This window comes from Kitasatospora sp. NPDC042419 (assembly GCF_056437345.1).
Map to the genome: position 1 here is coordinate 292150 of NZ_JBWKAW010000006.1, position 25886 is coordinate 318035.

The 25886-nt window shown below is 74.8% G+C and carries 18 protein-coding genes and 2 pseudogenes; 7 read left to right on the plus strand and 13 right to left on the minus strand.

Annotation, left to right across the window (positions count from 1 at the left end):
- Positions 1-38 precede the first annotated feature (38 nt).
- The gene (locus tag AC067J_RS15635) at positions 39-851 is read right to left on the minus strand and encodes a class I SAM-dependent methyltransferase (protein WP_478299406.1); all 813 of its coding nucleotides are present in this window, start codon (positions 849-851) and stop codon (positions 39-41) included.
- A 554-nt stretch (positions 852-1405) separates the two neighbouring features.
- Between AC067J_RS15635 and AC067J_RS15640 the strand changes: the two genes are divergently transcribed.
- A complete protein-coding gene (locus AC067J_RS15640) occupies positions 1406-1918 on the plus strand; it encodes a DinB family protein (protein ID WP_478299408.1) in 513 nt (170 codons plus the stop codon).
- Between the two features lie 99 nt (positions 1919-2017).
- Here the strand turns inward: AC067J_RS15640 and AC067J_RS15645 are convergent, their stop codons facing one another.
- The 4 genes from AC067J_RS15645 to AC067J_RS15660 all read right to left on the minus strand — a co-directional run bounded on the left by AC067J_RS15645 (position 2018) and on the right by AC067J_RS15660 (position 8254).
- Positions 2018-4591, minus strand: coding sequence for an ABC transporter permease (locus AC067J_RS15645; RefSeq protein WP_478299410.1), 2574 nt, complete (start codon positions 4589-4591; stop codon positions 2018-2020).
- A 132-nt stretch (positions 4592-4723) separates the two neighbouring features.
- Positions 4724-5509 carry an ABC transporter ATP-binding protein gene (locus AC067J_RS15650; protein ID WP_478299412.1) on the minus strand — a complete coding sequence of 262 codons (786 nt, stop codon included), beginning with the start codon at positions 5507-5509 and terminating at the stop codon, positions 4724-4726.
- A 217-nt stretch (positions 5510-5726) separates the two neighbouring features.
- On the minus strand, positions 5727-6431 hold the full coding sequence (locus AC067J_RS15655; protein ID WP_478299550.1) for a response regulator: 705 nt from the start codon (positions 6429-6431) through the stop codon (positions 5727-5729).
- 68 nt (positions 6432-6499) lie between these two features.
- Entirely contained in the window at positions 6500-8254 is a 1755-nt protein-coding gene (locus AC067J_RS15660; RefSeq protein ID WP_478299414.1) for a sensor histidine kinase, read from the minus strand.
- 771 nt (positions 8255-9025) lie between these two features.
- Between AC067J_RS15660 and AC067J_RS15665 the strand changes: the two genes are divergently transcribed.
- Positions 9026-10576, plus strand: a complete 1551-nt coding sequence (locus AC067J_RS15665; RefSeq protein ID WP_478299416.1) for a hypothetical protein — start codon at positions 9026-9028, stop codon at positions 10574-10576.
- Between the two features lie 830 nt (positions 10577-11406).
- Entirely contained in the window at positions 11407-14664 is a 3258-nt protein-coding gene (locus AC067J_RS15670) for an AfsR/SARP family transcriptional regulator (protein WP_478299418.1), read from the plus strand.
- Positions 14665-14986: 322 nt separating this feature from the next.
- On the opposite strand, the gene AC067J_RS15675 is transcribed toward AC067J_RS15670, so the two are convergent.
- Positions 14987-15943, minus strand: a complete 957-nt coding sequence (locus AC067J_RS15675; protein ID WP_478299419.1) for an ArsR/SmtB family transcription factor — start codon at positions 15941-15943, stop codon at positions 14987-14989.
- 85 nt (positions 15944-16028) lie between these two features.
- Here AC067J_RS15675 and AC067J_RS15680 point away from each other — a divergent pair, with 85 nt between their 5' ends.
- Positions 16029-17102 (plus strand): alpha/beta hydrolase family protein, encoded by a 1074-nt coding sequence (locus tag AC067J_RS15680; RefSeq protein WP_478299421.1) that lies wholly within the window; start codon positions 16029-16031, stop codon positions 17100-17102.
- 236 nt (positions 17103-17338) lie between these two features.
- On the opposite strand, the gene AC067J_RS15685 is transcribed toward AC067J_RS15680, so the two are convergent.
- Entirely contained in the window at positions 17339-17908 is a 570-nt protein-coding gene (locus tag AC067J_RS15685; RefSeq protein WP_478299423.1) for an ATP-binding protein, read from the minus strand.
- A gap of 527 nt (positions 17909-18435) precedes the next feature.
- Positions 18436-20040, minus strand: a complete 1605-nt coding sequence (locus AC067J_RS15690) for a CehA/McbA family metallohydrolase (protein WP_478299425.1) — start codon at positions 20038-20040, stop codon at positions 18436-18438.
- A 194-nt stretch (positions 20041-20234) separates the two neighbouring features.
- Between AC067J_RS15690 and AC067J_RS15695 the strand changes: the two genes are divergently transcribed.
- A complete protein-coding gene (locus AC067J_RS15695; protein ID WP_478299426.1) occupies positions 20235-21173 on the plus strand; it encodes a polysaccharide deacetylase family protein in 939 nt (312 codons plus the stop codon).
- Between the two features lie 15 nt (positions 21174-21188).
- Here the strand turns inward: AC067J_RS15695 and AC067J_RS15700 are convergent, their stop codons facing one another.
- On the minus strand, positions 21189-21317 hold the full coding sequence (locus AC067J_RS15700; RefSeq protein WP_478299428.1) for a hypothetical protein: 129 nt from the start codon (positions 21315-21317) through the stop codon (positions 21189-21191).
- Complete coding sequence (locus AC067J_RS15705; RefSeq protein WP_478299552.1) at positions 21286-21549, minus strand: hypothetical protein; 264 nt, start codon at positions 21547-21549, stop codon at positions 21286-21288. Before AC067J_RS15705 ends, AC067J_RS15700 begins: the two co-directional genes overlap by 32 nt.
- Positions 21550-22274: 725 nt before the next feature.
- Between AC067J_RS15705 and AC067J_RS15710 the strand changes: the two genes are divergently transcribed.
- Positions 22275-22493 (plus strand): ferredoxin, encoded by a 219-nt coding sequence (locus tag AC067J_RS15710; protein ID WP_478299430.1) that lies wholly within the window; start codon positions 22275-22277, stop codon positions 22491-22493.
- 91 nt (positions 22494-22584) lie between these two features.
- Positions 22585-23790, plus strand: coding sequence for a cytochrome P450 (locus tag AC067J_RS15715; RefSeq protein WP_478299432.1), 1206 nt, complete (start codon positions 22585-22587; stop codon positions 23788-23790).
- Positions 23791-23964: 174 nt separating this feature from the next.
- Here AC067J_RS15715 and AC067J_RS15720 read toward each other — a convergent pair.
- The 3 genes and pseudogenes from AC067J_RS15720 to AC067J_RS15730 all read right to left on the minus strand — a co-directional run.
- Positions 23965-24135: pseudogene (locus AC067J_RS15720) on the minus strand (transposase); the annotation flags it as partial.
- A gap of 93 nt (positions 24136-24228) precedes the next feature.
- A pseudogene (locus AC067J_RS15725) lies at positions 24229-24477 on the minus strand (tyrosine-type recombinase/integrase); the annotation flags it as partial.
- Positions 24478-24659: 182 nt separating this feature from the next.
- Positions 24660-25817 (minus strand): IS701 family transposase, encoded by a 1158-nt coding sequence (locus AC067J_RS15730; RefSeq protein WP_478299434.1) that lies wholly within the window; start codon positions 25815-25817, stop codon positions 24660-24662.
- Between the last annotated feature and the right edge of the window lie 69 nt (positions 25818-25886).

Sequence of the window (25886 nt, forward strand, 5' to 3'; positions counted from 1 at the left end):
CCGCCCGTGCCCGGCCGGTCCGGGCCGGTCCGGGCCGGTCAGGACCGTTCGGCCGTGACGACGTGGTAGTCGAGCAGGCCGTCGCGCCAGGTGTTCAGGAAGTTGCGGGTCCAGTGGCCGGACGGCACGGCGCCCTCCAGGTAGCGGTCCAGGCCGGGCCAGACGTCCTCGCCGATGGACTCGGCGGCGATCCGGCCGAACCCCGCGTCGGCGAGGTCGGCGGTGAAGCCGTCGAGCGGATGGGCGACGTCCAGGCCGTCGGCGAAGCTGCCGAGCAGGATGCTCAGCCGCTCGGCGGCCTCCGGGCCCTCGGCGCTGAAGAACGTGGTCACCACGAGCCGGCCGCCGGGCCGCAGCACCCGGGCCGCCTCCCGGGCGAAGCCGGTCAGCTCGCGGAAGTGCTGGGCCGCCTCCACCGAGTACACGCCGTCCAGCGAACCGTCCGCGAAGGGGAGTTCGTCGGCCGAGCCGAGGATGTAGCCGAGCCGGTCCGGGAACGTCGCCAGGGCCTTGGCGTTCACGGCGCGGGCGCGTTCGACCTGGTCGGGGTGGATGTCGACGCCGGTCACGGCCGCGAAGCGGAACTCCCGCAGCGCGAGTGCCGCGCCCAGGCCGCGGCCGCAGCCGACCTCGGCGAGCCGCAGCGACTCGGTCGGCGAGGGGAAGGCGCGCAGCACGCGGCGGTACAGGTTCTCCTGGCTGAGGACGCGGTCCTCCGGGGTGGGCTCGGTGGTGTCGATGCCACGCCAGTCGCCGAAGTTGATGAAGCCTCCGGCGAAGCTCGCGGCCTGGGACAGGTCGTCGGCGCCGTAGGTCTGGCGTACGGATGCGGGGATGCGGTCGTTGGTCATGGGTCGCTCGGTCTCCGTGTGAGGGCTGGGGGTCTCGGCGGGTCTCGTCGAGGTTCGGCGGGTCTCGTCGAGGCTCGCCGAGGGGCGGGGTGTTCGGCGTGCGGGCGTGTCGAGGCGGTCGGCCGGGGCGGCGCCCCGGACGGTTGCGGCACCGCGGATCGGGTCAGTTGGGGCTGAGGCGTGTGCCGTGGTGGCGTGCCGGTGTCGGGCCCGGGTCGTCCGCCCCGGAGGTGCGCTGCACGGGGGAGGGGGTCCGGCGCCGGTCCATCGCTCGCCCTGCCTTCCTGACTCGGGTGCCGCGCCGGTTCGCGGGCGCGCGCCGCAGTACGTACCCAAACCTGCCGGGCGTGGAACTACCCGGATGAGCGGGTTTGAGGAGGGAAAGGGCAGGTCGGGAGGGGTGGGAGTGATACGGGATGATGAGCGGCCCGGTGGGGCGGCATCCGGGGCCGGCGGGGGCGGTCCAGGCGGGCGGAAGTCGCTTGAGGGGCTGCGGGGGATTGGGGAGACTGGGCGGTGACCGTCCGGAGTTCGGCAGTGGAGAGGGGACCGGGATGAACGGGCAGGGGGAGCGGGTCGCACCGCCGCTGACCGGTGGCGAGCGGGAGACGCTGCGGGCGTACCTGGACTTCCACCGGGCGACGCTGGCGATGAAGTGCGAGGGGCTGACGGACGAGCAGTTGCGGTCGCGGTCGAGCCCGCCGTCGACCCTGACGCTGCTCGGGCTGGTCCGGCACATGGCGGAGGTCGAGCGGACGTGGTTCCGGCGGGTGATCGCCGCGGAGCCGGTGCCGCTGGTGTGGTCCCCGGAAGGGGACTTCCAGGCCGCGTACGACGCCGACGGCGCGGACCGGGCGGAGGCGTTCGCGGCCTGGACGGAGGAGGTCGAGCACGCGCGGCGGATCGAGCGCGAGGCGGAGTCGCTGGACGTCACCGGGTACCAGCCGCGCTGGGAGGCGGAGGTGTCGCTGCGGCTGGTGATGCTGCACCTGATCCACGAGTACGCCCGGCACAACGGGCACGCCGACTTCCTGCGGGAGGCGATCGACGGATCGGTGGGCGCGTAGCGGCGGCGGGAGCGGCGGGTCGCCGGGTCGCCGGGTCGCCGGGTCGTCGGGTCGTCGGGGCGGCTCCGGAGCGGGGCCGCCCGGCCCGCCCGCCCCGCGCTACTGCGCGTCGATCGCCCGCAGCATGTCCAGCCGGGCCGCCCGCCGGGCCGGCCAGACCGCCGCCAGCACCCCGATCGCCAGGCCGAGCAGCAGGAACAGGCCGAGCCGCGCCCAGGGCAGCACGATCCCGTACCGCGGGAGCGAGGACCTGGTGAGGCCGCCGCACGCCCAGGCCAGGAAGACTCCCGCGCCGATGCCCAGGGTCGCGCCGAACAGCGAGATCACCACCGACTCCAGACGCACCATCTGCCGGACGCCCCTGGTGTCGAGGCCGATCGCGCGCAGCAGCCCGATCTCCCGGGTCCGCTCGAAGACCGACATCGCCAGGGTGTTGACGACGCCGAACACCCCGATGACGACGGTCATGCCGAGCAGGCCGTACATCATGCCGAGCATCGCGTCGATCGGACCGGACTGCTCCCTCGTCAACTGCTCCTGGTTCTGCACCCGGAGGAGCGGACTGTTGCCGAGGGCACTGCGGATGTCCTGGTCGAGGCCGCCCGTGGCCCGGCCGGACGCGGCCTTGACCAGGATGCTGTCGAGCTTCCCTCCGTTCGCGTACGGCAGGACGTCCTCCATGGTGCCCACGGCGCCGCCGACGGCGCGGGTCTGCCGGTAGACGCCGACGACGGTCAGCTCCTTCCCGTCCTGGCCGAAGCCCAGCATGCCCCGGAAGGTGTCGCCCTTCGCCAGGCCGGTCTCCTCGGCCAGCCTCTCGGAGAGCGCGATCCTGCCGGGGCCGACGTCCGCGAGCGAGCCGCTGCTGAACTCCAGGGCGGAGACCCTGCCGAGCCGCCGGGGGTCCGCGCCGGTCAGCGTGGCGTAGTGGCCCCGGGCACCCAGGGTCGAGGAGGCGACGGGCGCCGACTCCGCGACGCCCGGGACGTCGGCGACCTTCGCGCCGAGTGCGGGGTCGAGACCGGCGGAGCCGCTGTAGGACACCTTGTAGTCCGCGGTCAGGTGCCCCACCGCCTCCTCCGCGAGAGCGGCGTTCATGGAACTGCCGGTCACGCTCAGGCCGGTGATCAGGGTGAGCCCGATCATCAGCGCGGAGGCGGTGGCGGCGGTGCGGCGCGGGTTGCGCAGCGCGTTCTCCCGGGCGAGCTTGCCGCCGACGCCGAAGAACCGGGTGGTGACCGCCCCCGCGAGCCGGACCAGCGGCCGGGACAGCAGGGGCGCGAGCACGATCAGGCCGGTCAGCGCGAGCAGCGAGCCGAGTCCGGCGGCTTCGAGGTTGCTGTCCGCTCCGTTCCTCTGCGCGGACACGTACAGCATGACGAGGACGCCGGCGCCGGTGAGCAGCCCGCCGAGGCTGTTGCGGACCACCGTGCTGCGCCTGGGCGGCGTCAGGTCCACGGCGGTCAGCGCCTCCACCGGCGCGATCCTCGCGGCCTTGCGGGACGGCAGCCAGGCCGCGAGTACGGTGACGCCGACGCCGACCAGCAGGGACCGGACGAGCGCGTCCGCGGAGACGACCAGGGGACCGTCCGGCAGGTCCGCGCCGGTCGCGTCGAGGACCGGGCCGACGGCGGTCGCGATGCCGATTCCGAGCGCGATCCCGGCCGCGGAGGCGCCGAGTCCGAGCAGCCCGGCCTCGGCGAGGACCGCACGGACGACCTGGCGGCGCGACGCCCCGACGGCGCGCAGCAGCGCGGTCTCCCGGCTCCGCTGGGCGATCAGCATGGTGAAGGTGTTGGCGATGACGAAGACGCCGACGAACAGCGCGACCCCGGCGAAGGCCAGGAGCATCCGGGTGAGTTCCTTGGTGTTCTCGGCGATCTGCGCGGCCTGCTCGTTCGCGAGCTGGGCCCCGCTGGTGACCGTGATGCCCTCGGCGGGCAGCAGCGCGCGGATCCTGCCGGTGAGCTCCCGGTCGTCGGTGCCGGGTGCGGAACCGACGGCCAGTTCGTCGAACCGGCCCGCCTGCAGGAAGAGCTGCTGTGCGGTGCCGGTGTCGAAGAGCGCGAGGCTGCCGCCCGCGGTCACGCGCGGGTCGTCGGTGTCGACGGTGCCGACCAGCGTCTTGGTGAGGGTGGGGCCCTGGACGGCGAAGCGGACGGAGTCGCCGATGGCGTAGCCGGCCTTCTCGGCGGTGCGCCGGTCCAGCGCCATCTCCCCGCCGGCGGTGGGGCCGCGTCCGGCGCTGACGGGGAAGCGGCTGTCCCGGTCCGTGGCCGGGGTGTCCGGCGAGTAGTTGGCCGCCAGGTTCTGCCTGCTGTTGTCGGCGTTCAGCGGCCGGCCGTCCTTGGCCGCCACGGTGGCGGTGCCGTTGACGACGGGGTGCACGGACGTGACGCCGGGAACGGCACGGACCTTGTCGGCGAGGTCGGCGGTGAGCGCCGTGGACCGGGTGCCGTCCGCCCGGCCGTCGGGGTTCGGCAGGGACGGGGCCTGGACGGAGACGGCGACGCCCTTGAGGTTCTTGGCGGAGGCGCCGCGGAGCGCCTGGGTGACGGTGTCGCCGAAGACGAGCGTGCCGGAGACGAAGGCGACGCCGAGCGTGATCGCGAGGGCGGTCATGACCAGTCGGGCTTTGTGCGCGAGGACGTTGCGCAGGGCTGTTCGCAGCATGGCGGTGGTGGTCCCGGTTCTGGGGTGCGTGGCGGAGGTGCGCGGCGGGCGCGTGTGGCGGAGGTGGGCGCGGGCGCGGGGGCGGACGTGCGTGCGGGGAGCGGTTCAGCTCGGGCGCGCCGTTCGGGCCGTTCAGCTCGTGCGGGCCCTGGTGTCGAACCGCCTCATCCGGTCCAGGACGCCCTCGGCGGTCGGCGCGAGCAACTCGTCGGTGAGCCGGCCGTCGGCGAGGAAGACCACGCGGTCGGCGTAGGCGGCGGCGGCCGGGTCGTGGGTGACCATCACGACGGTCCGGCCCCACTCCCGTACGGAATCCCGCAGGAAGCCCAGGATCTCGGAGCCGGAGCGGGAGTCCAGGTTGCCGGTCGGCTCGTCCGCGAAGACGATCTCCGGCCGGGACGCGAGGGCGCGGGCCACCGCGACACGCTGCTGCTGGCCGCCGGACAGCTGCGCGGGGCGGTGGCCCAGCCGTCCGGAGAGGCCGACGGTCGCCACGACCGTGTCCAGCCACTGCCGGTCCGGCCTGCGGCCCGCGATGGCCATCGGCAGCGTGATGTTCTCCAGCGCCGTCAGCGTGGGGAGCAGGTTGAACGCCTGGAAGACGAAACCGACGCTGTCCCGGCGCAGCCGGGTGAGCTGCCGGTCGCTCAGACCGGAGAGTTCGGTGTCGCCGATCCGTGCGGAGCCCGAGGAGACCGAGTCGAGACCCGCCATGCAGTGCATCAGAGTCGACTTGCCGGAGCCGGACGGCCCCATGATCGCGGTGAACCGGCCGCGTTCGAACTCCACCGAGACCGAGTCCAGGGCGACGACCCGGGTCTCGCCGTGGCCGTAGACCTTGCACAGGCCGGTGGCCCGGGCGGCCGCGGGGCCGGTGGAGGAGTGGGCGGGCGAAGGGGCGGCTGCCTGTGTCGACATGTCAGCTCCGGAGCGACGGGGACGAGGTGCGGTGACTTCCTCTCATCCTCGGCGCGCCGTGCCGCCGAACCGTCGGCCTCAGGGCGTGAGCCGGGCGTCTGCCGAAGGTCGGGCCCGGGGCCGCGGGTGGTCCCACGGGCGGACGGCCGCCTCCGTCCTTCGGCAGAGCCGGCGCGCGTGGCCGCCGCTCAGGACAGCGGAGCCGGCGCGTGGCCGCTCAGGACAGCAGCCCCGCCCGGTAGGCGAGGACCGCCGCCTGGACCCGGCTGTCCGTGCCCGTCTTCACCAGGACGGCGCTGACGTGGGTCTTCACCGTGCCCACGCCGATCCCCAGCTGACGGCCGATCTCCGCGTTGGCGAGACCCCGGCCCAGCAGCGTGAGGACGTCGAGTTCCCGGCCGGTGAGCGTTGCCAGCCGCTGTCCCGGGACGGAACCGGAGACCGGCGCCGACGCCCCCTCGGGGGCCGGCCGGCCGGCATCGCCGTCGAGCATGCGCTCGATGACGGTGCGGGTGACCCCGGGCGAGAGCACCGCGTCGCCGGCGGCGGCGGCCCGTACCGCGCTGATCAGCTCCTGCGGGCCCTCGTCCTTGAGGAGGAACCCGGTGGCGCCGGACCGCAGCGCGCGCGTCACGTTCTTCTCGTCGCCGAACGTGGTGAGCATGACGACCTGCGGCCGGGGGTGGAGGGCGAGGAGCCGTTCGATCGTGGCGAGCCCGTCCAGCACGGGCATCCGGATGTCGATCAGGGCCACGTCGGGAAGGGTCCCGGCGGCGACCCGCACGGCCTCCTCGCCGTTCGCCGCCTCGCCGACCACCTCGATGCCTTCGGCATGGCGCAGGATCAGCCGGACGCCGTGCCGGATCAGCTCCTCGTCGTCGGCGAGCAGGACCCGGACCGGGCGGTGGCCGGAAGCGGGCAGGTCGCTCGCGGGCAGGCCGCTCCCGGGCAGGTGGTCGGAGGCGCGCAGGTCGGAGGCGGGCAGGTCTGTCACGGGGACTCCCAGGGTGGCGTGCGCGACACCATGGGGACGGTGAAGCGGTCGATCGTGGCCAACGTATCGTCACGGAAGCAGAAGCGGGTGATCCGGAGGTGATCGGGGCCGCCCGCGGCACCCGCGGCAGCGGTACTCCCGCGGCCGAAGCCCGGGGCGGCGGTGCTCCCTTGGGCCGCGCCCTCGGCCGGCGGCGTGGAGTCCGCGGTCGGGAACGTCGAGTACATGCAGCTCGTCACGGACTCCTGGTGGGCCGGCTCCCGACCCGTCGCCGCAGCGCGCGCCGCGGCGTCGTCCCCGTACACGGCATCCATCACCATCGCGCGGGACATCCCGATCCGGGGCGGCTCGTGGGTGTAGGGGGCGGGATCCGGGAACGCCTGGCTGACCAGCAAGAGGCCGCACATCATCATCACGCCCACGCCCATGAGGCCGACGAGCCCGCCGAGGGCGTTCACGGCGCGGCGCCGGACACCGGCGGGGGAGGGGCCGGCGTGCGGCTCGGACGGGGGTTCGTGCGGCGAGGCACCTGCGGCGGCCAGGCCCGCTGCCTGGTCCGGGTGCGCCGGGATCCGTGCCGTCACCGCGAAGCCGCCGGCCGGCGTCGGGCCCGCCTCCAGGGTGCCGCCGAGCAGCGCCACCCGTTCCCGCAGCCCGGCGTGGCCACGCCCCGACCCCAGGCCGGTCTCCGCCTCCGGGGCCACGGGCGGCATCCCGTTGCGCACGAGCACGTCCACCCGGTCGTCGGTGTGGGTGACCACCACGGTGACCCGGGCTCCGACGGCGTACCGGTGCACGTTGGTCAGCGACTCGCGCACCACGCGGTGCACCGCGCGCCGCACCTGGGCCCCGCGGCCGTCCAGGTCGGGGCCGTCCCAGGCGAGGTCGACGGGTATGCCGCCGCGGCGCGACTCCTCGGCCAGCGCCTCGACATCGGATCGGGTGCCGGTGCTGTCGGTCAGGGCGTCGGTCCCGGTGTCGCGGCCCAACGGGCCCAGAACACCGAGCACTTCGCGTAGTTCCCGCATCGCGTCGGCGGCGGCCCGGCGCACCAGGGCCGCCTCGTCGCGCAGTTCGGGCGACTCCTTCTGCAGTGCCATCTCCAGGCCGCCCGTGTGCAGCGAGACCAGGCTGAGCCGGTGGCCGATCAGGTCGTGCATCTCGGCGGCGATCCGGGAGCGCTCATGGATCCGGGCCTCGCTGTCCGCGAGCCGGCGGGCCGCCTCCGCGGCGGCGGCACGGTCCCGCAGCGCCCGCAGCAGCCGGTCCTCCTGTCCGCCCGAGATGCCGAGGAGCCCCGGCACCACCAGCGTGGTGGCGGCGAGCACGGCGCCGAGCGCGAGCCCGAACGGATGGCTGCCCAGCCCGACGCCCGGGGTGAAGGCGGTGCAGACCAGCGTCGTCAGCACGGTCGAGGCGAACAGCACGGCGCTCCGGCGCCGGGGGGCCGTCAGGTGCCTGGCCGCGGTGTACGCGGTCATGGCGGCCGGCAGCCCGGCGGCGGGCAGCAGGCCCAGGACGGCGGAGATGCCCAGCAGACTCGCCACGGGGAAGCGACGGCGGACGGCGAGCAACGTGAGGGCCACGGCGCCGAGGAGGAGCTGGACCTCGACGGACGGGCCCCGGCCCCGCAGGATCAGCTGGGTGAGGAGCATCAGCGACGCACCGCCGGTCACTTCCGCGAGCGCGCGCCACAGCCCCCGGCTCTGCTGGTCAGGGGGCGTGAACGGGGCTCGGGAGATGGGGGCCATCGGCCAATTGTCGGGGGCGGTGGTGCGCGTCCGTATGCGACCTGGGGATGAGGTCCTGCTCCGTCGAAAGCAAGGGGCGGGGGTCGGGTGCGCCCGGAGCAGCCCGGCTTCGGGGGGCGGTTCCGCTCACGGTCTCCGGCTCCGTCTCCCTCTCTCCGCGTGCGGGGGCCTTGGGGCCCGGGGCCGGGAACTGGGGCCCGGGGCCGGGCGCACGGCACCCGCCGGGCCGGTGCCGGGGTCACCAGGGTTCGCGCGGGAGTGCGACGGGGCCTCGGGGTGGGAGCAGGCGGGTATGGGTTCCGGGGTGGGCTCCGGGGTGGGCCGCCGGGGAAGGCGTCGGAGCGGGCGTCGGGGGTGGGGTGGTCCCGGTGAGGGGACGGAACCTGGGGGGGTCGACCAGGTGCTGCCACTCCTGGTCGGGGTGGCCGGGGACGGTCCGGCCGGCGTCGGCCCAGGTTCGGGCGAGCTGGGCGAAGATCGGCGCGTCGTGCAGAAACGTTTCGTCGATGGCATGGCCCGACGGCGGGAAGTCATAGCTCATACAGGGCATAACGAGCGAGGCGGGCGGCCGCAACCCGTCCGGGGCCGAACGCGACTCCCGGTCGGTGGTCGGTGGTCGGTGGTCGGTAGTCGGCGGCTGGCAACTGGTGGTCGGTGGTCCGTGGTCGGCGGCCGGCGCCTGGTGGTCCGTGGCCCGGCGGTCGGCGGCCGGCGCCTGGTTGTCCGTGGCCCGGCGGTCGGCTGTCGGTGGCGGCTGCGATGATCATCGGCATGAACGCCCCGACCGCCACCGCCGTGACCTGGACCGCCGACCTGCCCACCACCGTCCGGCTGGTCCGTACGCTGCACGACCTCGACCAGTGCTGGACCAGGGCGGACGTCGAGCGTCTGGTCGCCGACGAGCCCGACTGGAAGATCCGCCGTGAGTTCGCCGACATCCTGGTGGTCGGGCTCCAGGCCTCCCTCCGGTGGCCGCTCGGCGCCGAACTCTTCCTCGGCACCACCGTGCCCAAGGCCACCACCTACCGACGGGCCTGGCTGCCGCTGCTCGACTTCCGGCTCCCCGTGCCCGACGAGGAGCGCCGCACCGCCCTGCGGACCCTCTCCGAGGCGCTGCGCGGCATCGGCTCGCCCGTCGCGGTGCCGACCGCCGCCGAAGGGTTCGGCCTGCGCTGGCAGTCCGCCGAGCGGACCATGCTGCTCCAGGCCAACGACCGCCGGGCCTGGATAGCCGTCCAGCCCCACGTGCGGGACGCCGAGCACGTCAGCCCCGAACTGCCCGCCGTCATCGCGGCGTTCGCCCCGCTGCTGCACGACGTGGCCGGCGGCCGCTGCACCCGGGCCGACATCGAGCGGGTCGCTGCCGAACGGCCGCGTTGGTCGGCCGAGTTCGTCGAAGCACGGGCGGAGATCCGCACCCCCGACCCGGAGTGCACGCCCTGGTTCATCCGGTTCGGCGGCCCCGCGGACTCGTACAGCCTGTTCCAGCTGCACCGGTTCGAGGAGGAGGCCACGCTGGAGCGGCGGCGCGCCGTCTTCGGCGAGATCCACCGGGCCGTCTGCGGAGTCCTCGGCGAGCCGACCCTCTTCGGCGGCGGCCCCGACGGGCCCGACCTGCGCTGGCGCGAGGCCGGCGACGACCCGCGCCTGCTGCGCCTGCGCGCCGACCGGTGGTCGGTCTGGCTGGAGACCGCGCCGGCCGAGGAGGTCGAGGAGGAGGAGTACGGGACCTTCGAGCACTTCGGCCCGACCGAGGGCCCCGACGGGCCGAGCGACTTCCCCCGGCTGCCGTACAGCTGGCAGCTCCATCTGTTCGGCGCGCCCGGCGACCTCCCCGGCTACCTGCCCGGCGGTCGCCTCGCCCTGTCGCTGCCGCACCTGCGGGAGGGGCTGGAGAGCCTGCTCGCCGCCTGGATCGAGCAGCTTCCGGTCCAGCGGCCGGGCGAGAAGGTCACGTTCACCCTCGCCTCGCCGCTGGTCAGCGGCGGGATCGCGTTCACGTACGACACGGTGAAGGGCATCCTGCTGCGGGTCGGCCCGCGCGCCGGCGACACCGCCGAGGTCGCCGCGGCCATGGCGGCGGACGGCTGGCAGGCGGCGGGGAGCCGCTTCAAGGCCCAGTTCAAGGTCCCGACCGAAGCCACCGCCGGGGAGGTCGCCAGGCTGATCACGACCGAGCTGGCGGCCCGGGGCATCACCGGTGGGTCCGGGCTCGGTCTCGGCCACGGCCGGTTGACCGCCCGTCGCGTCGGCATCGGCACGCCGACGCACGGTGCGCAGGGGTTCTTCCGGGTGACGGGGCTGGGGCTGGAGACCTCCTGAGGGTCGGGCGGGGTGGGGGCGGGGTGGGGGCGGGGTGTCGGTCGGTCGGGTGGAAGTCGGCGGGTCGGGCCGTCCGGCTGTGCCCGGTCGACCCGGTAGGCCGCCCGCCCGCAGTGGATCCCTGTGCGCGCAGCCGCAGGGCTGGTCGAGGGTGACGAGGCTGCGGGGCTTCACCAGCTCGTCCGGAAGGCTCTGCACCAGGGCCTTCGGGAGGGGTCGGGGATCGGTCTCCTCCGGGAGGAGGACCAGGACGGAGTCCCCGTGGTTGCTCGCGGGCCGTGCCGGTCAGGCTGACGGCCATACGCGCGAAGGCGAACTCGACCAGCATGCCGAGCTCCTCGTGCAGCGCGGGCTCCATGCCTGCGGAGTACCCGGAGAAGTGCTCGATGCTGAGGCGGGCCATCCACTTCAGCGTGTCATCGAGCGGGATCATCGCCCGCTCCTTCGCTGCCGTTCCGCCGGCGCCCGCCCACAGTCGTGGCGGGGCGACTGCTCGTGAGGGGAAAGTCCGAGAGTTCTCGGCTCCGGTATCGGTCGGTGAACTCATCTGGCGGTGGCGTGAGTTGGCCGAGGCCGGTCCCCCCGGCGGGCTCTCCGGGTGGCGACGGAAGGGCCGTTCGGGCCGGGGCGGGGGAGCCGCCCGGCCGGGAAGCCGTCGGCCGGGTGAACAGGAGTCGAAGGTTCGGTTCCGCCGCCCGTGTCGTCCGTATCCCCTCGGCCCGTGCGGGGCCCGGCAGTTCGGGACAACGGGCGCTCACCAGGAAAGGTGTGGACCAATCCTGACATTCCCTATGCTCTCACTCTGATTCACCCTGATCACCCTGAACCTCTTGAACACTTTGATCACCCTGATCACCCGGGACCAGCCGGATCACCTGATCGGAACGCGGTGGGGAGCGGCAGTGCACATCAACCTGCTCGGACGGTTCGAGCTCCAGGACGACCGCGGCAGGACCCTGCCGCAACCCGGCCCGAAGCAGCGCGCGTTGCTCGCGGCACTCGCCCTGGAGCTCGGCCGGGTCGTGCCGGCCGAGCGGCTGCTCGACCTGCTCTGGGACGGTGCCCCGCCGCGCACCGCCCGCGCCGCCCTCCGGGGGCACGTCACCGCCGTCCGCCGCCTGCTGGCCGCCGCGGCCGACGGCATACCCGCCGTCGGGTCCATGACCGAGGATCCCGACGGCCTCCACCTGGTCACCCGCGGTGGCGGCTACGCGCTGCTCGGTGCCCCCGACGCGGTCGACGCGCTCCGGTTCGAGCGGCTCCTCGCCGCCGCGGAGGCGTCAACGGCAGAGGTGCACGTCGCGGAGGCGCACGTCGCGGAGGCGCGCGCCGTCGAGGAGCCGGCCGCGGTGGCGCCCGCCGCCGATCCGGTGGTCCTGCTGCGGGCGGCGCTCGCCCTCTGGCGCGGCCCGGCCCTCGACGGCTGCGGCTCGGAGCTGCTCGCCGACACCGCCGGTCCCCGGCTGGCCACCGCTCGCCGGGACGCCGCCGAACGCCTCGCCGTCCACCTGCTCGCCGCCGTCGGTCCGGGCACCGGTGTCGGTCCGGACGTCGCCGTCGGCGCCGTCTCCGGATCCGTTGCCGACGTGCCCGTGGTGCCCGCGGTGGACGCGGTCGCCGTCGGCCGTACCGGCGGCCGGGTCGGTGGCGGCGCCGCCGGTCGGGCCGGCGGGACCGGTGCCCGGCCCGTCGGTCCGGGCGCGCAGCTCGTCGAGGTGATCGACGAACTCGCCGAGCTGGCCGCCACCGAGCCGCTGTGTGAGTCCGTCGCCGCCCTGCTAGCCCGCTGCCTCGACCGGGCCGGCCGCCGCGCCGAGCCCCACGGGGCCCACCGCGACACCGAGCCCCACGGGGCCGCCCGCCACCGCGCCGTCGACCGGCCCGCCGACGCGGACCTCGTCCCCGGACCGCGGCTGCCCGCCGCCGAGCCGCCTGCCGCCGAGCCGTCCGCTTCCGAGCCGTCCGCCCCCGAGTCGACCGCCGGTTCCGCCGATCCCGGGACGCCGACGGCCCCCGCGCTGCCCCGGATCGCGCGAGGCTTCGTCGGCCGCACCCGCGAACTCGCCCGCCTCGACAAAGCCGCCGCGACCGCCGACGGCCGTCCGCTGCTGGTCACCGGCCCGTCCGGCGTCGGCAAGACCAGCCTCGCCCTCCGGTGGGCCCACCGCCGCGCCGACCGGTTCCCCGACGGTCGGTACGCCGTCGACCTGCGCGGCCACGACGGGACCGCCGCCCGCACACCCGACGCCGCCCTCGCCGTGCTGCTGCGCGGTCTCGGCGTCGGCGCGGGCGAGCTGCCCGGCGGCACCGCCGAACGCTCCGCCCTGCTGCGGACCCTGACCACCGGCCGCCGTCTGCTGCTCCTCCTCGACGACGCCTCCTCGGCCGAACAGATCGAACCGCTGCTGCCCGTCGACCCCGGCGTCCTCGTCCTGGTCACCAGCCGCTCCCGGCTCACCGGACTGGTCGCCCGGGACGGCGCCGTACCGCTGCCGCTCGACGGCCTCGAACCGGCCGAGGCCGTCCGGCTGCTCGCCGCCGGGGCCGGCCCCGACCGGGTCGCCCGCGAGCCGGAGGCCGCCGCCCGGCTGGTGGGCCTCTGCGACCACCGGCCGCTCGCCCTGCGGGTCGCCGCGGCCCGGCTCGCCGCCGGCCCCGGGCGGACGGTCGCAGAACTCGTCGCCGACCTCGCCTACGAGCGGGTGCGCCTCCGGACCTCCGCCGCGGGCGGCTCGCCCGGCGTGGCCGCCGCCCTCGGCGTCGGCCGGCGCGCCCTGCCACCAGAGGCCGGGCGCCTGTTCACCCTCACCGGACTGCTCCCCGGCGACACCACCGACGCGTGGACCGCCGCCGCCCTCGCCGGCCTGCCGTCGGCCCGCGCCCGCGACCTGCTCGCCGCCCTCGACGCCGCCGGCCTCGTCCACGAGACCGGCCCCGGCCTGTTCACCCGCCACGACCTGGTCCGCCGCTACACCGGCGAACTCGCCGCCGCCCTTCCGCCGGCCGACCGCGACCGGGCGCTCAGCCGCCTCCTCGCGTACTACGTGGCCGCCGCCGATGCTGCTTCGGCCGTCCTCGGCCGCCGAGCCTGTGGCACCGCGCCCCCTGCGGCGGCCGATCCGACCTTGTCGACCGAGTCGACCTCGTCGACCTCACCGACCGATCCCGCCGGGCAGCCCGAACTCCCGGAATCCCCCGCACTCCCGGAACTCCCCGAGCTGCCCGAGCTGTCGGACCCGGCCCGTTCGGTCGACTGGTTCCGCCGTGAGCAGCACGCCCTGTCCGCGCTGGTCCGCACCGCCGCCGCACACGGTCACGACGAGGAGGCCTGGCGGCTCGCCTACGGCTGCGGTGCGCTGCACTACCACGACGGCGGCCACCTGGCCGAGTGGGAGGAGTTGACCCGGTACGGGCTCGCCGCCGCCGAACGCCTGGACGACCGGGCCGCCCGGGTGCGGCTCCGCACCGACCTGGGCATCGTGCTGGCCTGCCGGAAACGTTTCGCCGAGGCCGTCGCCGCCGCCCGGCAGGCCGCCGACGACGCGAAGGGGCTGACGGACACCGTCCTCCGGGACCGCTGCCTCACCGTGGCCGCCGGTACCCTCGCCGAGTCCGGCCGGGTCCACGACGCGATCGCCGTGATGGAGCGCGTCGTCGACTCCTGCGAGGTCCGGGGCGACGCCCCGCTGACCGCCCGCGCCCTCGACGGCCTCGCCGCCTGCCTGCACCAGGCGGGCGAGGCGGACCGGGGCCTCGCCCTCACGGAACGGGCCCTCGACCTGATCCGCGACGATCCCGACGATCCGTTCCAGGGCACCCTCCGGTTCAGCCGGGCCGAGGCGCTGCGCGTCCTCGGCCGGGTGGAGGACGCGCTGGCCGCATCGGGCGAGGCGCTCGCCGTCGCCGAGGAGCACCGTAACGCCAGGCTCGTCCTGCTCGCCCTGGACCTCAACGGCGCCGTCCTCGCGGAGCTCGGCCGTCCTGAGGAGGCCGCCGTCTGCCGGAAGCGCGCCCGGGAGCTGTGGGCCGTGCCGGGGCGGTCGGCGGCGGGGCGGTCGGGGGCCGACCCGACGGCCCTCGGCGCGTGACGCGCGGGGGCGCACCTGACGCGCGTGATGCACGGGGGCGGGGGCGGGGGCGGGGGCGGGGGCGGAGGAGCGGAGGCGCCGGGTGCCTTCCGACGAGGAGCCTCCCGGCCCCCGGCGCCGTAGGCACCACCTTCCGGGCCGAGGGCGACACGGGTGAGCAGCCGTCGCCGGCCCCCGGGCGGCCGGACGCCGTGCGGTTCACGGCGGGTTCGCGCTGCGGACGTGCACGGTGCGGGCCGACCCGGCGTTCGGCCTGTTCGAGGTCCTCGGCTGCAACCTCAGCCCGCGGTTCCGCGACCTCCCTTGTGGTGAACCACGACGGTCAGGCGCCCGCAACCAGCGTGCCGAGGGCCGTGCGCCGGTGGGTGACCGAGCGGCCCGTGCGGGTCGTCGTCGCCATGCCCGCCGATCTGAGCGCCGCCGCGTGGGACGAGGCCGTCGCGTTGCTGACGTGGAGGGCGCGGGCCAGGGATGTCGTGGTGTGGGGCTCGGCGAGGAGGCGCAGGGCGTCCAGCCGGGTGCGGCCCAGGACGGCGGCCAAGCCCTCGGCGGGGACGGCCGGGCGTCCAGCGGTGGGCGGGAGCCCGGGACCGGCCGGGTACGTCAGGACCGCGGGACGGCCGGGGGTGTCCTGAAGAAGCGGGCCCGCCGGGTGGTGGAAGGTGGGCAGCAGGACCAGGCCGCGCCCATCGAGGCGGACGTCGCGGTCCGGCGCTGCGCCGGGCCATTCCCACACACCCTCCTGAAGTCGGCTGCCCGGGGCCAGGACGGTCAACGTGGCGGCCAGGCCGTGCTCGGCGACCGTCAGGGCGTAGCGGGTGAACTCGTCGCGGTGCAGATCCTGCACGACGGACCAGACCGGGGCGAGGACCGTCTCGTACGCGGCCTGCTGGGCGCGGTGCAGGGTGCGCCAGGCCGTCACGTCGCCCGCGCGCAGGCCGCGGATCCAGAGCGGGGCGGGCACCGCCCCGTAGACCCGCTCCAGCTCGGCGCGGACGAGACCGGGGCCGGTGGCGCGGATCTGTTCGAAGCCGTCGGCCATGGTGTCACCGAGGACGTCGAGGAAGGAGGGCGGGCGGCCCGCCGGAACCAGGTCGGCGAGCGGGTCGGTTGCGGCCGGGAGGGAGCGCAGCACACGGACGCGCCACGGCGCGAACAGCGGCCCGCCACGCCGGGTCACGGCTGTCGTCAGGGCGGCGTGCAGTTCCTGGAGCGGCGCCGGGCGGGGTGCGAAGCGGATCCGGGCGAAGTCCCGCAAGGTGAACCGGATTCGCAGCACCCTCACACCTCCTCGTCCGGGGCCGGCCTTTCGGCCAGGGCCTGAACCTTCGCGTCGTGACGGTCCCCGCCCCAAGGATGTTCGTATGACTTCTCGACGCACTCTTCTGAAGGGCACCCTATTCGGGAGTGCCGCCGCCCTGCTGCCCACGGCTGCGTCCGCCTCCGGCGGCGGCTCGATCCTCCGGCTGCCCGCGCCCGCCGGCCCGTACCCCGTAGGCGTGCGGACGGTCCATCTGACGGACCCGGCCCGTACCGACCCGTGGGTGGGCGGGGTGCGGGAGTTGATGCTGACCGTCCTGTATCCGGCCCGATCGGTGCGCGGTTTCTCCCGGGCCCCTCAGCTCACCCCGGCCGAGGCCAGGGAGTTCGCCGGCCTCGCGCCCCACGTCCGTCCCGGACTGCCGCAGCCGGGAGCGGTGGACTGGGGCGCGGTCCTCACCCACGGGCACGTGGGCGCGCCGCCGCTGCCCGGGCGGCGGCCGGTGCTGGTGTACTCGCCCGGCGGCGGTGACTCCCGCACGCTCGGCACGACCCTCGCCGAGGACCTGGCGAGCCACGGCCGGGTGGTCGTCCTCGTCGACCACCCCGGTGACGCTTCTCAGGTGGAGCTGCCGACCGGGATGCGAACGACCGTCCTGACCGGACCGCCGGACCCGGCGACCTTCCGCACGATGGTGGATACCCGGATCGCGGACCTCCGCCTGGTCCTGGACCGGCTCGGCGGCCTGCCGCTCGCCCGGTTCACGGACTCCCGGCGGATCGGGTTGTACGGCCACTCCGCAGGCGGCACGGCGGCGGTGTACGCGGCCCGTGACGACCGCCGGGTCGGCGCGGTGGCGAACCTGGAGGGCTATCTCGACCTGTACCCGACGCCGGTCGTCCTCGACCGGCCACTGCTGCTGTTCCGCACCGACGGATTCGAGGGTGCCGCCCGCATCGAGTCCTCCTGGGCGGGCCTTCCCGGCCGCCGCGTGCTGCTTGCCGACGCGAACCACTGGGCGTTCACCGACTACGGCTCGCTCGTCGCACGGCTCCGGACCGCCGGTCTCGTGACGGCGACGGCGCGAGCCGCGCTCATCGGCACCGGCGACCCTGCGGTGACGCTCGCTGAGGCAAGGGCCCGGGTGGGGTCCTTCTTCGCCCGCCATCTGTCGTAGCGGACCCACGAGGAGGCGGCCGGTGGGCTGCTGCGGCCGCCCGGCGGGGCGTCGGTCGTCCGCCGTCGAACGATGGCGACCTCAAGCGGTCGGTGCTCACCGTTGTTCAGAAGGTCGGCGTGGGCCCCCGACGGCGTCCGGTGGCCATGGATCGCGCGAGGCCGGTCCGGGTAAGGAGCCGGGAGAGGCGTCGGAGGGGCCGGCGGAATCCGAGCGGATCCGCGGGCCCGTCGGGCTCACCAGCCCAGCAGGTACGCCCCCTGGCGCAGCCCCGCGAGCACGGCCCCGGCCGTCTCCGCCGCGGTCTCAGCGGTCTCAGCGGCCTCCGTACCCCCGGTACCCGTCACCGCGTCTCCCGCGCCCGGTGCCCCCGCCGCCTCCGGTGCCGCCGCCGCCTCCGGTGCCGCCGCCTCCGGTGCCGTCGCCTCAGGAGCCGCTCCCGGCGTACCCGCCCCGGGTGCCGCAGCCGCCGCCCCCGGTGCCGGGGGCAGCAGCACGTAGTGCAGCGCCGCGCCCGTCGCCCGGCTCTCCCGGCGGAAGGCGTCCAGCGTCGACGGCGTGACCGAGCCCTCCACCACCACCTGGTACCCGCCCGAGGCGAAGGCGAAGGCGGCCTGTGCGGTGGCGGCCAGCGCGGTCAGGTTCTGCCGCCGGGCCTCCGGCAGGTGCGGCGCCACGTACCCCTGCCGGACCGCCCGCCGGAAGTCCTCCGCGCGCAGGTGGACGCTCGGGAACAGCGCGTCCGCGACCAGCGGGGCGACCGCGCCGCTCCCGGCCCCGGCGGCCGGGTCGGAGAGGACGACCACGCTGCCCGCTCCCCGTCCGCCTCCGAGCTCCGGCCCACCTACGGTCGTACGGTTCACAGCTGCTGATCCCTTCACGGGCCGGGGACGGACGGGAGCCGGGGCGGGACGGCCGGAGCGCGCGGGCCGGCCCGACGCCGAACACAGGCGGGCCGAACCCGGCAAAGCGGACAGCCGACCGCCTCGTCCCTACGAGTGACTGCTGTCGGAGATCAACCTAGTCCACCGCGCGGCCCCGAGTCCTCCCCCTCCCGATACCTCCCGCCGGACCTCCCCGTCCTCCCCTCCCCGGCCCTTCCGGCCCCTGCTCCCCGGCCCCCGGCCCTCCGCCGCCGGCGCCACCGGCCCCTGTCTCCCGGTTCTGCCTTCCGGTCCTGCCTTCCTTCCCCCGGCTCCTGCACTCCTGCTCCCGGGCCCTGTTCCCCGGCCTTCCGGCTCTGGCTGCTGCCCCGCCCTGCCTGTCTCGCTCTGCCTGCCTCGCCCTGCCTACCCGGCCCCTTGAGCCCGCCCCGGGCCCCGCCCGGCCCGCGCTACTCCTCCACCCGCAGCACGATCGGGTTGGTGAGCGCCGCCATCGGGCCCCACGGCAGGTCCGGTCCCATGGAGTTGCCCTTCCCGGGCGTCCCGTCGGCCCGGGGGTGGCGCACCTCCGCCCGGACGAACGCCGCGAGCGAGGCCGTCGTCCGCCAGACCACCGTCCCGGCGCCGTCGGCCGGCAGCGACTCCTGGTGCAGCTGGCCCTCGTCGGTCAGGAACCGCACCGTGCCGTTCGGCAGGCCCGAGACGGCGAGCCGGACGTCCACGGGTGCGTCCGCCGGGACGGTCAGCTCCTCGCCGATGCCGGCCCGCCGGCCGTGGCCGGTGGCGGTGAACTCCAGCTGCACGGAGGACGATTCGGCCAGCCAGCTGCGCCCGGACCGGATCCCGTCGAGGACGTCGTCCGTGGTGAGGTCCTCGGCCAGCACGACGGTGTGCGGCGAGCCGATCACCTGCGGCGCGCTGTGCGCGTCGCTGTTGCCGACCGCCGGCAGCCAGGCCCGCCCGTGCCGCAGCGCGGACGCCAGCTGCGCGTCCCACCCGTCCACCGCCGACTCGTCGTCGTACGTCCACGGGCCGTTCCACACCTCGACGGCGTCGGCGTCCTCGTACCCGAACTTCCACTGGCAGGCGACGTAGGGGCAGAACGGGTGCGCGGGCACCACCAGTCCGCCCTGCCGGCGTACCTGCCGGGCGAGCCGCGGGAACGCCTCGTCCCGGGACCGGTACCGCCAGTCGACGAACTGGCCCGGCCGCAGGCCCAGGGCCAGCCAGTGCCCGTTCCGGGTGGTGACCTCCTCGCCGAGCACGACCAGCAGGTCCGGCCCGGCCAGCGGACCCCAGACGCCGTGCGAGGAGGTGGTGTTGTGGTCGGTGGAGACGATGAAGTCCAGCCCGGCGGCCCGCGCGCCGGCGGCCACCTCGGCGGGCAGCCGCCGTCCGTCCGAGTGCACGGTGTGCAGGTGGCAGTCGCCCCGGTACCAGGCCCGGCCGCGCCCCCGGGCCCGCTCCGGCGGGTAGGACGGGGTGAAGTCGGCCCCCGGGGCCCCGAAGCGCAGCGTCACGTCGACCCGGTACTCCAGCCCCTGGGGCGCCACCTGGTACGGGCCGAGCACCACGTGCCACCGGCCCGGCCGTACCGGACCCGGCAGGTACCCGGGCGTCGCCTGCTCGCGGCTCACCGTGAACTCCGTCCGGAACCCGCCCGACCAGCCGCGGAAGCCGCGCCCGCCGAGGTCGGTGCCGCGTTCGTCGAAGAGCCCGATGTCGCAGGAGTTCCCCGGTGTCCCGGCCGGGACGGTCGGCTTGTCGTACCGGTAGCTGACGGCGATCTCCCGCACGCCCGCCGGCACGTCGAACGGCAGGTAGACGAAGTCGGGGGCGCCGGTCGGCAGCCGCCCGGTGAGCGTGATCGTCCGCTCCGCCGCCCCGTCGGCCGTTCGGTCCGCCGCCCCGCCCGCCGTTCGGTCCGCCGCCCCGTCCGCGGCCTGGGCGGTGCCCGCCGCCAGGCCGAGGGCCCCCGCCGCGCCGGCGGCCCCGGCCGCGAGCAGCCCGCGCCGGCCCAGCAGCCCGTTCTCGCCGTGCACATCCTCCGCCATCAGATCCTCCGACTTCCCAGGGACGTTTTCCGCCTCCTACCCGCGCCCGTCACCCGGCCCGGTGAACCCCCGGTGAGCCGGACCCCACCACCACGCGGCGGCCCCGTGAAGGCCGCCCGGGTTGCGCGAACTGACGATCGGTCCCTTTATGGGACGTGGATCATCTGAACATCAGACAGCCCCGGAGCCTCCCCATGTCACTCAGTCGGCGGACCCTCCTGGCAGCCGCGGCCGGCAGCGCCCTGGCCGCCTGCCGGCCCTCCAGCCCTCACCCGCCGACCCCGTCCGCCCCTCCCACCTCTCCACCCGTCACCCCTTCACCGACCGCCACCCCCTCGCCCTCGACCTCGCCCCCGACCTCACCCACCCCGACCGTCACCCCCACCCCCGTCCCCACCCCCACCGCCACGGCCATCCCCGTCCCCCTCCCCAGCCGCACCACCATCACCACCCGCTACGCCGACAGCGACCCCACCGACTGGGGCCTCGACATCCCCGGCGTCCTCACCGCCCTCCCCGACGGCGAACGCGCCATCGCCCTCACCTTCGACGCCTGCGGCGGCCCCGGCGGCTCCGGCTACGACGCCGCGCTCATCGAGACCCTCCGCGCCCACGACGTCCCCGCCACCCTCTTCCTCAACGCCCGCTGGATCGACGCCAACCCGGAGGTCTTCGAGGACCTCGCCGCCGACCCCCTCTTCGAGATCGCCAACCACGGCACCGCCCACCGCCCGCTCTCCGTCACCGGCCGCTCCGCCTACGGCATCCCCGGCACCGGCGACGCGGGCGAGGTCTACGACGAGATCACCGGCAACCTCGAAAAGCTCACCGCCCTGCTCGGCCACCCGCCCCGCTACTTCCGCTCGGGCACCGCCCACTACGACGACATCGCCACCCGCATCGCCGCGGACCTCGCCCAGCCCGTCGCCGGCTTCACCACCAACGCCGACGCCGGCGCCACCCTCACCGCCGGCCAGGTCCACCGCGAACTGCTCGCCGCCCCGCCCGGCGCCATCGTCATCGCCCACATGAACCACCCCACCGCCGGCACCGCCCGCGGCCTGGCCACCGCCCTCCCCGCCCTCCTCACCGCCGGCCAACCCTTCACCCGCCTCTCCGACGCCTTCCGCTAGGAGTTGTCCGCGCGATCACGAGCGGAGCCAGATGACCAGTGCGGCGACAGTGACCGTGCCGAGGAGGATGTACACGCGCTTGCCATACCTGGTCGCGACGGCGCGGAAGTCTTCAACTTGTTGATCGCGCGCGCTCGACGACATTGCGCTTCTTGTCGCGCTCCTTGTCGAATCCGGGCGGCCGACCGTCGGTACTTCCCCGTTTGCGACGGTGCGCCGCCTGGTCTGCCGTCCCGGGGATGACGTGTCGGATCGCTCGCCGCCGCCGCAGGTAGCGGCGGATCCGGCAATTGCCGTACGCCCTGTCGGCACTGACGCTGTCAGGCGTGGCGCGAGGACGGCCGGTCGTGAGACGCGGAACCCGGATCTTGTCCACGACGGGCTCGAACCGGGTGCAGTCGGCGCAATGTCCCGGCGTGATGACCAGGGACAACGCCCGGCAGCGGCCCTCCGCGCTCAGGTGGATCCTGGGGTGCGACCGCCTCGGGACCGTCCGAGGGCCTCGCCGGCCGCCCGGGCGGCCGGCGAGCCGGGGCCCGGCCCGTGGGTGGTGCTCGGCAAGACCTTCAAGGGGCTGGCCGACCGGAAACTCGCCTGGCGGACAGCCGAGTTGCTCGCCCGGGAGACCGGGCGGGACGCCCGGACGGTGCCGGTCCGGCCGGAACTGGTCGAAGTCGCCTTCGACGGCCTCCAGCGCAGCCCCCGCTACCCCGCCGGGCTGGCCCTGCGGGGCAGCCCCAGTTGCCCCGCCGGGCAGCCCCGGCCACCCCGCCGGGCTGGCCCTGCGGTTCGCCCGGGTGGTGCGCTACCGGCCGGACAAGAGCGCCGCCGAGGCCGACAAGGTGGCCTCCGTAAGGGAGTTGGCCACCGCCGAAGGCTTGTGAGGCCGTCCGCGCGGCCGGGTCCGCCGACCCGTCCGGCGAAGTACCGCGGGTTGAAACGCATTGCGCCGCAATGGGGGGCACACACAGGGGCCGAATCAGCCATCCTCGATCCGGCCACCGCACCCCTCCGTGAACGGACCAGCGACGGCTAGGTTGACCGTGACAACGAGAGGCGGCCGCCGGGCAGCCGGCGCCGCCCTGGCGAAAGGTGCCCGACATGCAGGTGAGCGTCGACCGGGACCGTTGTTGCAGCTCCGGCATGTGCGTGATGAACGCCCCCGCGGTCTTCGACCAGGACGACCGGGACAGTCTTGTGATGCTCCGTCAGACCGTCGTGCTGCCCGAGCAGTTCGACGACGTCAGGCTCGCCGCCGAGCTCTGCCCGGGCCGGGCGATCACCGTCACCGGGGACGAGCCCGCGCGGACCGGGGCCTGACGGACCCCCGCCGCCGGCCCCGCAGACCGCCGGGGACCTTCCCGGGCCCCGAACCCCACGAGAACACCCGCGACGTGAGGAGACCTCCGCCTTGACCACCGCACCCACCGCCCCCGTCCTCGCACTGCCGGCCCGGCACTCCGGCGGCTGCCCGTTCGGCCCGCCGCCCGCGTACCCCGAGGCCGCCGCCACCGGGCCGGTGACCAGGGCCGAGCTGCCCGACGGCGACCTCTGCTGGCTGGTCACCGGCTTCGCCGAGGTCCGCACCGTGCTGTCCGACCGCCGGTTCAGTGCCGACATACGCCACCCGGCCTTCCCGCTGCTGGTCGCCGGCGCTCGCGAGCTGATCACCGACAATCCGGACTTCCTGCGGCTCGACGACCCCGAGCACGCCCGCCAGCGCCGCATGCTCACCGGGGAGTTCCTGGTCAAGCGGGTGGAAGCGCTGCGCCCGGAGATCCAGCGGATCGTCGACGAGGCACTGGACCGGATGACTGCGGGCCGGACCACGGCCGACCTGGTCACCGACTTCGCGCTGCCGGTGCCCTCGCTGGTGATCTGCCTGCTGCTCGGCGTGCCGTACGAGGACCACGACCGCTTCCAGAGCCTGAGCCGCACGATGCTCAACCAGGAGAGCACCGTGGAGCAGCTCCGGGAGGCCCAGGAGGAGGTCCTGGACTACCTGCGCGACCTGACGGCCCGCAAGCGCGCACACCCGGCGGACGACGTCCTCAGCCGACTCGCGGCGCGGGACGACCTGACCGCGGACGAGGCGGCCGGCATGGGCGTGCTGCTGCTGATCGCCGGGCACGAGACGACCGCGAACATGATCGCGCTGTCGACCGCGCTGCTGCTGGAGCACCCCGAGCAGATCCCCGGCCTGGCCGACCCGGCCACCCTGCCGGGCGCGGTGGAGGAGCTGTTGCGGCTGCTGACCATCGTGCACACCGGCCTGCCCCGGGTGGCAGTGGAGGACGTGGAGCTGGGCGGCGTCACCGTCCGGGCCGGGGAGGGCGTGATGGCGATGCTCTCCACCGCCAACCGGGACGAGGCGGTGTTCGGCGGTGCCGGCCATCGGGCGACGGACGAGTTGGACCTGGACCGGGACGCCCGGCGGCACCTGGCGTTCGGCTTCGGCGTGCACCAGTGCCTGGGCCAGCCGCTGGCCCGCGCCGAACTCCAGATCGCCCTGGAGACGCTGTTCCGCCGGCTGCCGGGGCTGCGGCTGGCCGGCGAGCGCGAGTTCCGTACCGAGTCGTTCATCTACGGGATGCGGTCACTGCCCGTGACCTGGTGAGCGGGGCCCAACGGAGGACTCTCACCGGAGTACCAGGCGGAGCCGTCCGGGCGATCACGTGCGGAGCCGGCTGACGAGAGCGGCTGCGGTGACGGTGCCGAGGTAGATGCATCCGCGCTTGTCGTAGCGCGTTGCGGCCGCCCGGGCGTGCTTGAGCTTGTTGACGGCCCGTTCCCGCTCGGGCAGATCACGCCAGTGCACACCGGTCCGCACCCGGGGCAGGATCCCGTCGATCACCTGCCGATGGTCCCGCCACCGGCCACAACGCCTGTTGCCGACCGGCAGGAACGGCCGCAGCCGTACCCACTCGGCCGGACAGCTCCTAACTGAGCGCTGCTCTTGCAAAGCAGATGTCGGCGGTTCGAAACCGTCCGCGCCCACCAGCCAAAATGCCCCGGACCGAGATCGGTCCGGGGCATTTGACATCTCAGGCCGACATCAGTGTCGACGCTTGAGCAGCCGGTCCATGTTCCCGAGCGCCTCGCGCTGGGTGTCCTGGGCTACGTGGGTGTAGACGTTCATCGTCAGCCCGATCTGGCTGTGGCCCAGGATCTCCATCACCACCCGCGGCGGCACCCCGCACGCGACGAGCAGCGTCGCGCACCCGTGCCGGGCGTCGTGCAGCCGGATGGTCGGGACGGCGGCGGCCTTGGAGACCCGGACGAACGAGCGGTAGTACTGCAACGGTGCTTATCATGACGAGGCTTCAGCTCTTGGGCTGTGGCCTCGTCGCTTGTAGTGGCTGGTGCGGGCCTGGTGCTGGCGCCGACGGCGCCATCGGGACCAGTGCAGGACGTGGGTGATGCTGTGGCGGACCGGCTGGGCGAGGCGGGTGACCAGGCGGCGGATTTCGGGGACGGTGAGTGGGATCAGGTCTGGCGTTCGAGCGCGTCCGGCCCCTTTTCGAGCTGCTGGGCGCGCAGGACGACGAGGTAGGCGTGGGCGGCCATGGCGAGTGTGATGTGCCGGTACCAGCCCTGGTGGCGGCGGACCTGGTAGTCGTCCAGACCGCACTGGCCCTTCGCACTCTGGAAGCACTCCTCGATCGCCCAGCGGGCGCCCGCGACGGCGATCAGTTCGTTGAGGGTGGTGTCGGCGGGCGCGTAGGCGATGTAGTAGGCGACCTTGTCGGGGTCGGTGATGCTGCGGCGGGCGAGCACCCAGTGCCGCCGGTCCGGGCGGTGCCAGGGACGGACCTCCACGCGTGCCCAGTCGTAGATCCGTAGGCCGTGGGCGCCTTCACCGCACGAGCGGCGCTTCCACTTCTGCCGGGACAGCCCCGCGACCAGATCGTGGAGTCGGTGGTCCATCGCCCAGCGGGTGACCACGGTGTCGTGGCGGGTGGTGGCGACGACGTGGAAGACGTCGGCCTGTTCGAGCTCGGTGCGCCAGCCCTTGCTGTTGCCGTAGCCGGCGTCCGCGGTCACCCAGCGGAACGGGATCCTGTCGTCGATCGCCCGGCGGACCATCCGCCGGGCGATCTGGTGCTTGGTCGCGAACTCGACCTCGTCGCCGATCCCTGCGGCCCGGCAGCGCTCGCGGTCGTCGGTCCAGGACTTCGGCAGGTAGAGCGCCCGGTCGATCAGGGCCCGGCCGAGAGGTCCGGAGTAGGCGAGGAAGACGCCGACCTGGCAGTTCTTGGTGCGGCCGGCAGTGCCCGAGTACTGCCGCTGGACACCGGCCGACCGCACGCCCTTCTTCAGGAACCCGGTGTCGTCCACGATCAGCACGCCACCGGGATCCGACAAGTGCTCGACGACGTACTCGCGCACGTCGTCGAGCACCCCGTCGGCGTCCCAGTCGATGCGGTTCAGCAGCCGCTGGATCCGGTCCGGACCGCCGTGACCGGCCTCCTCGGCCACCGTCCACCCGTTCTTGCGCTCCAACGGCGCCAGCAAGCCCCGCATGTAGGCCAACGCCGACTCACGCGACTCACTCCGCGCGAACCGGTGCCCAAATCGCTCATGCAGTCCAGCAAGCCCGTCCGACCAGCAACGAGCATCGACCTCGGATATGTCCCCACCCATGAACAGTCCAACGAGCGAACCCGACAACCGTCACGGTAAGCACCGTTGCAGTACTAGACGTAGCCAGGC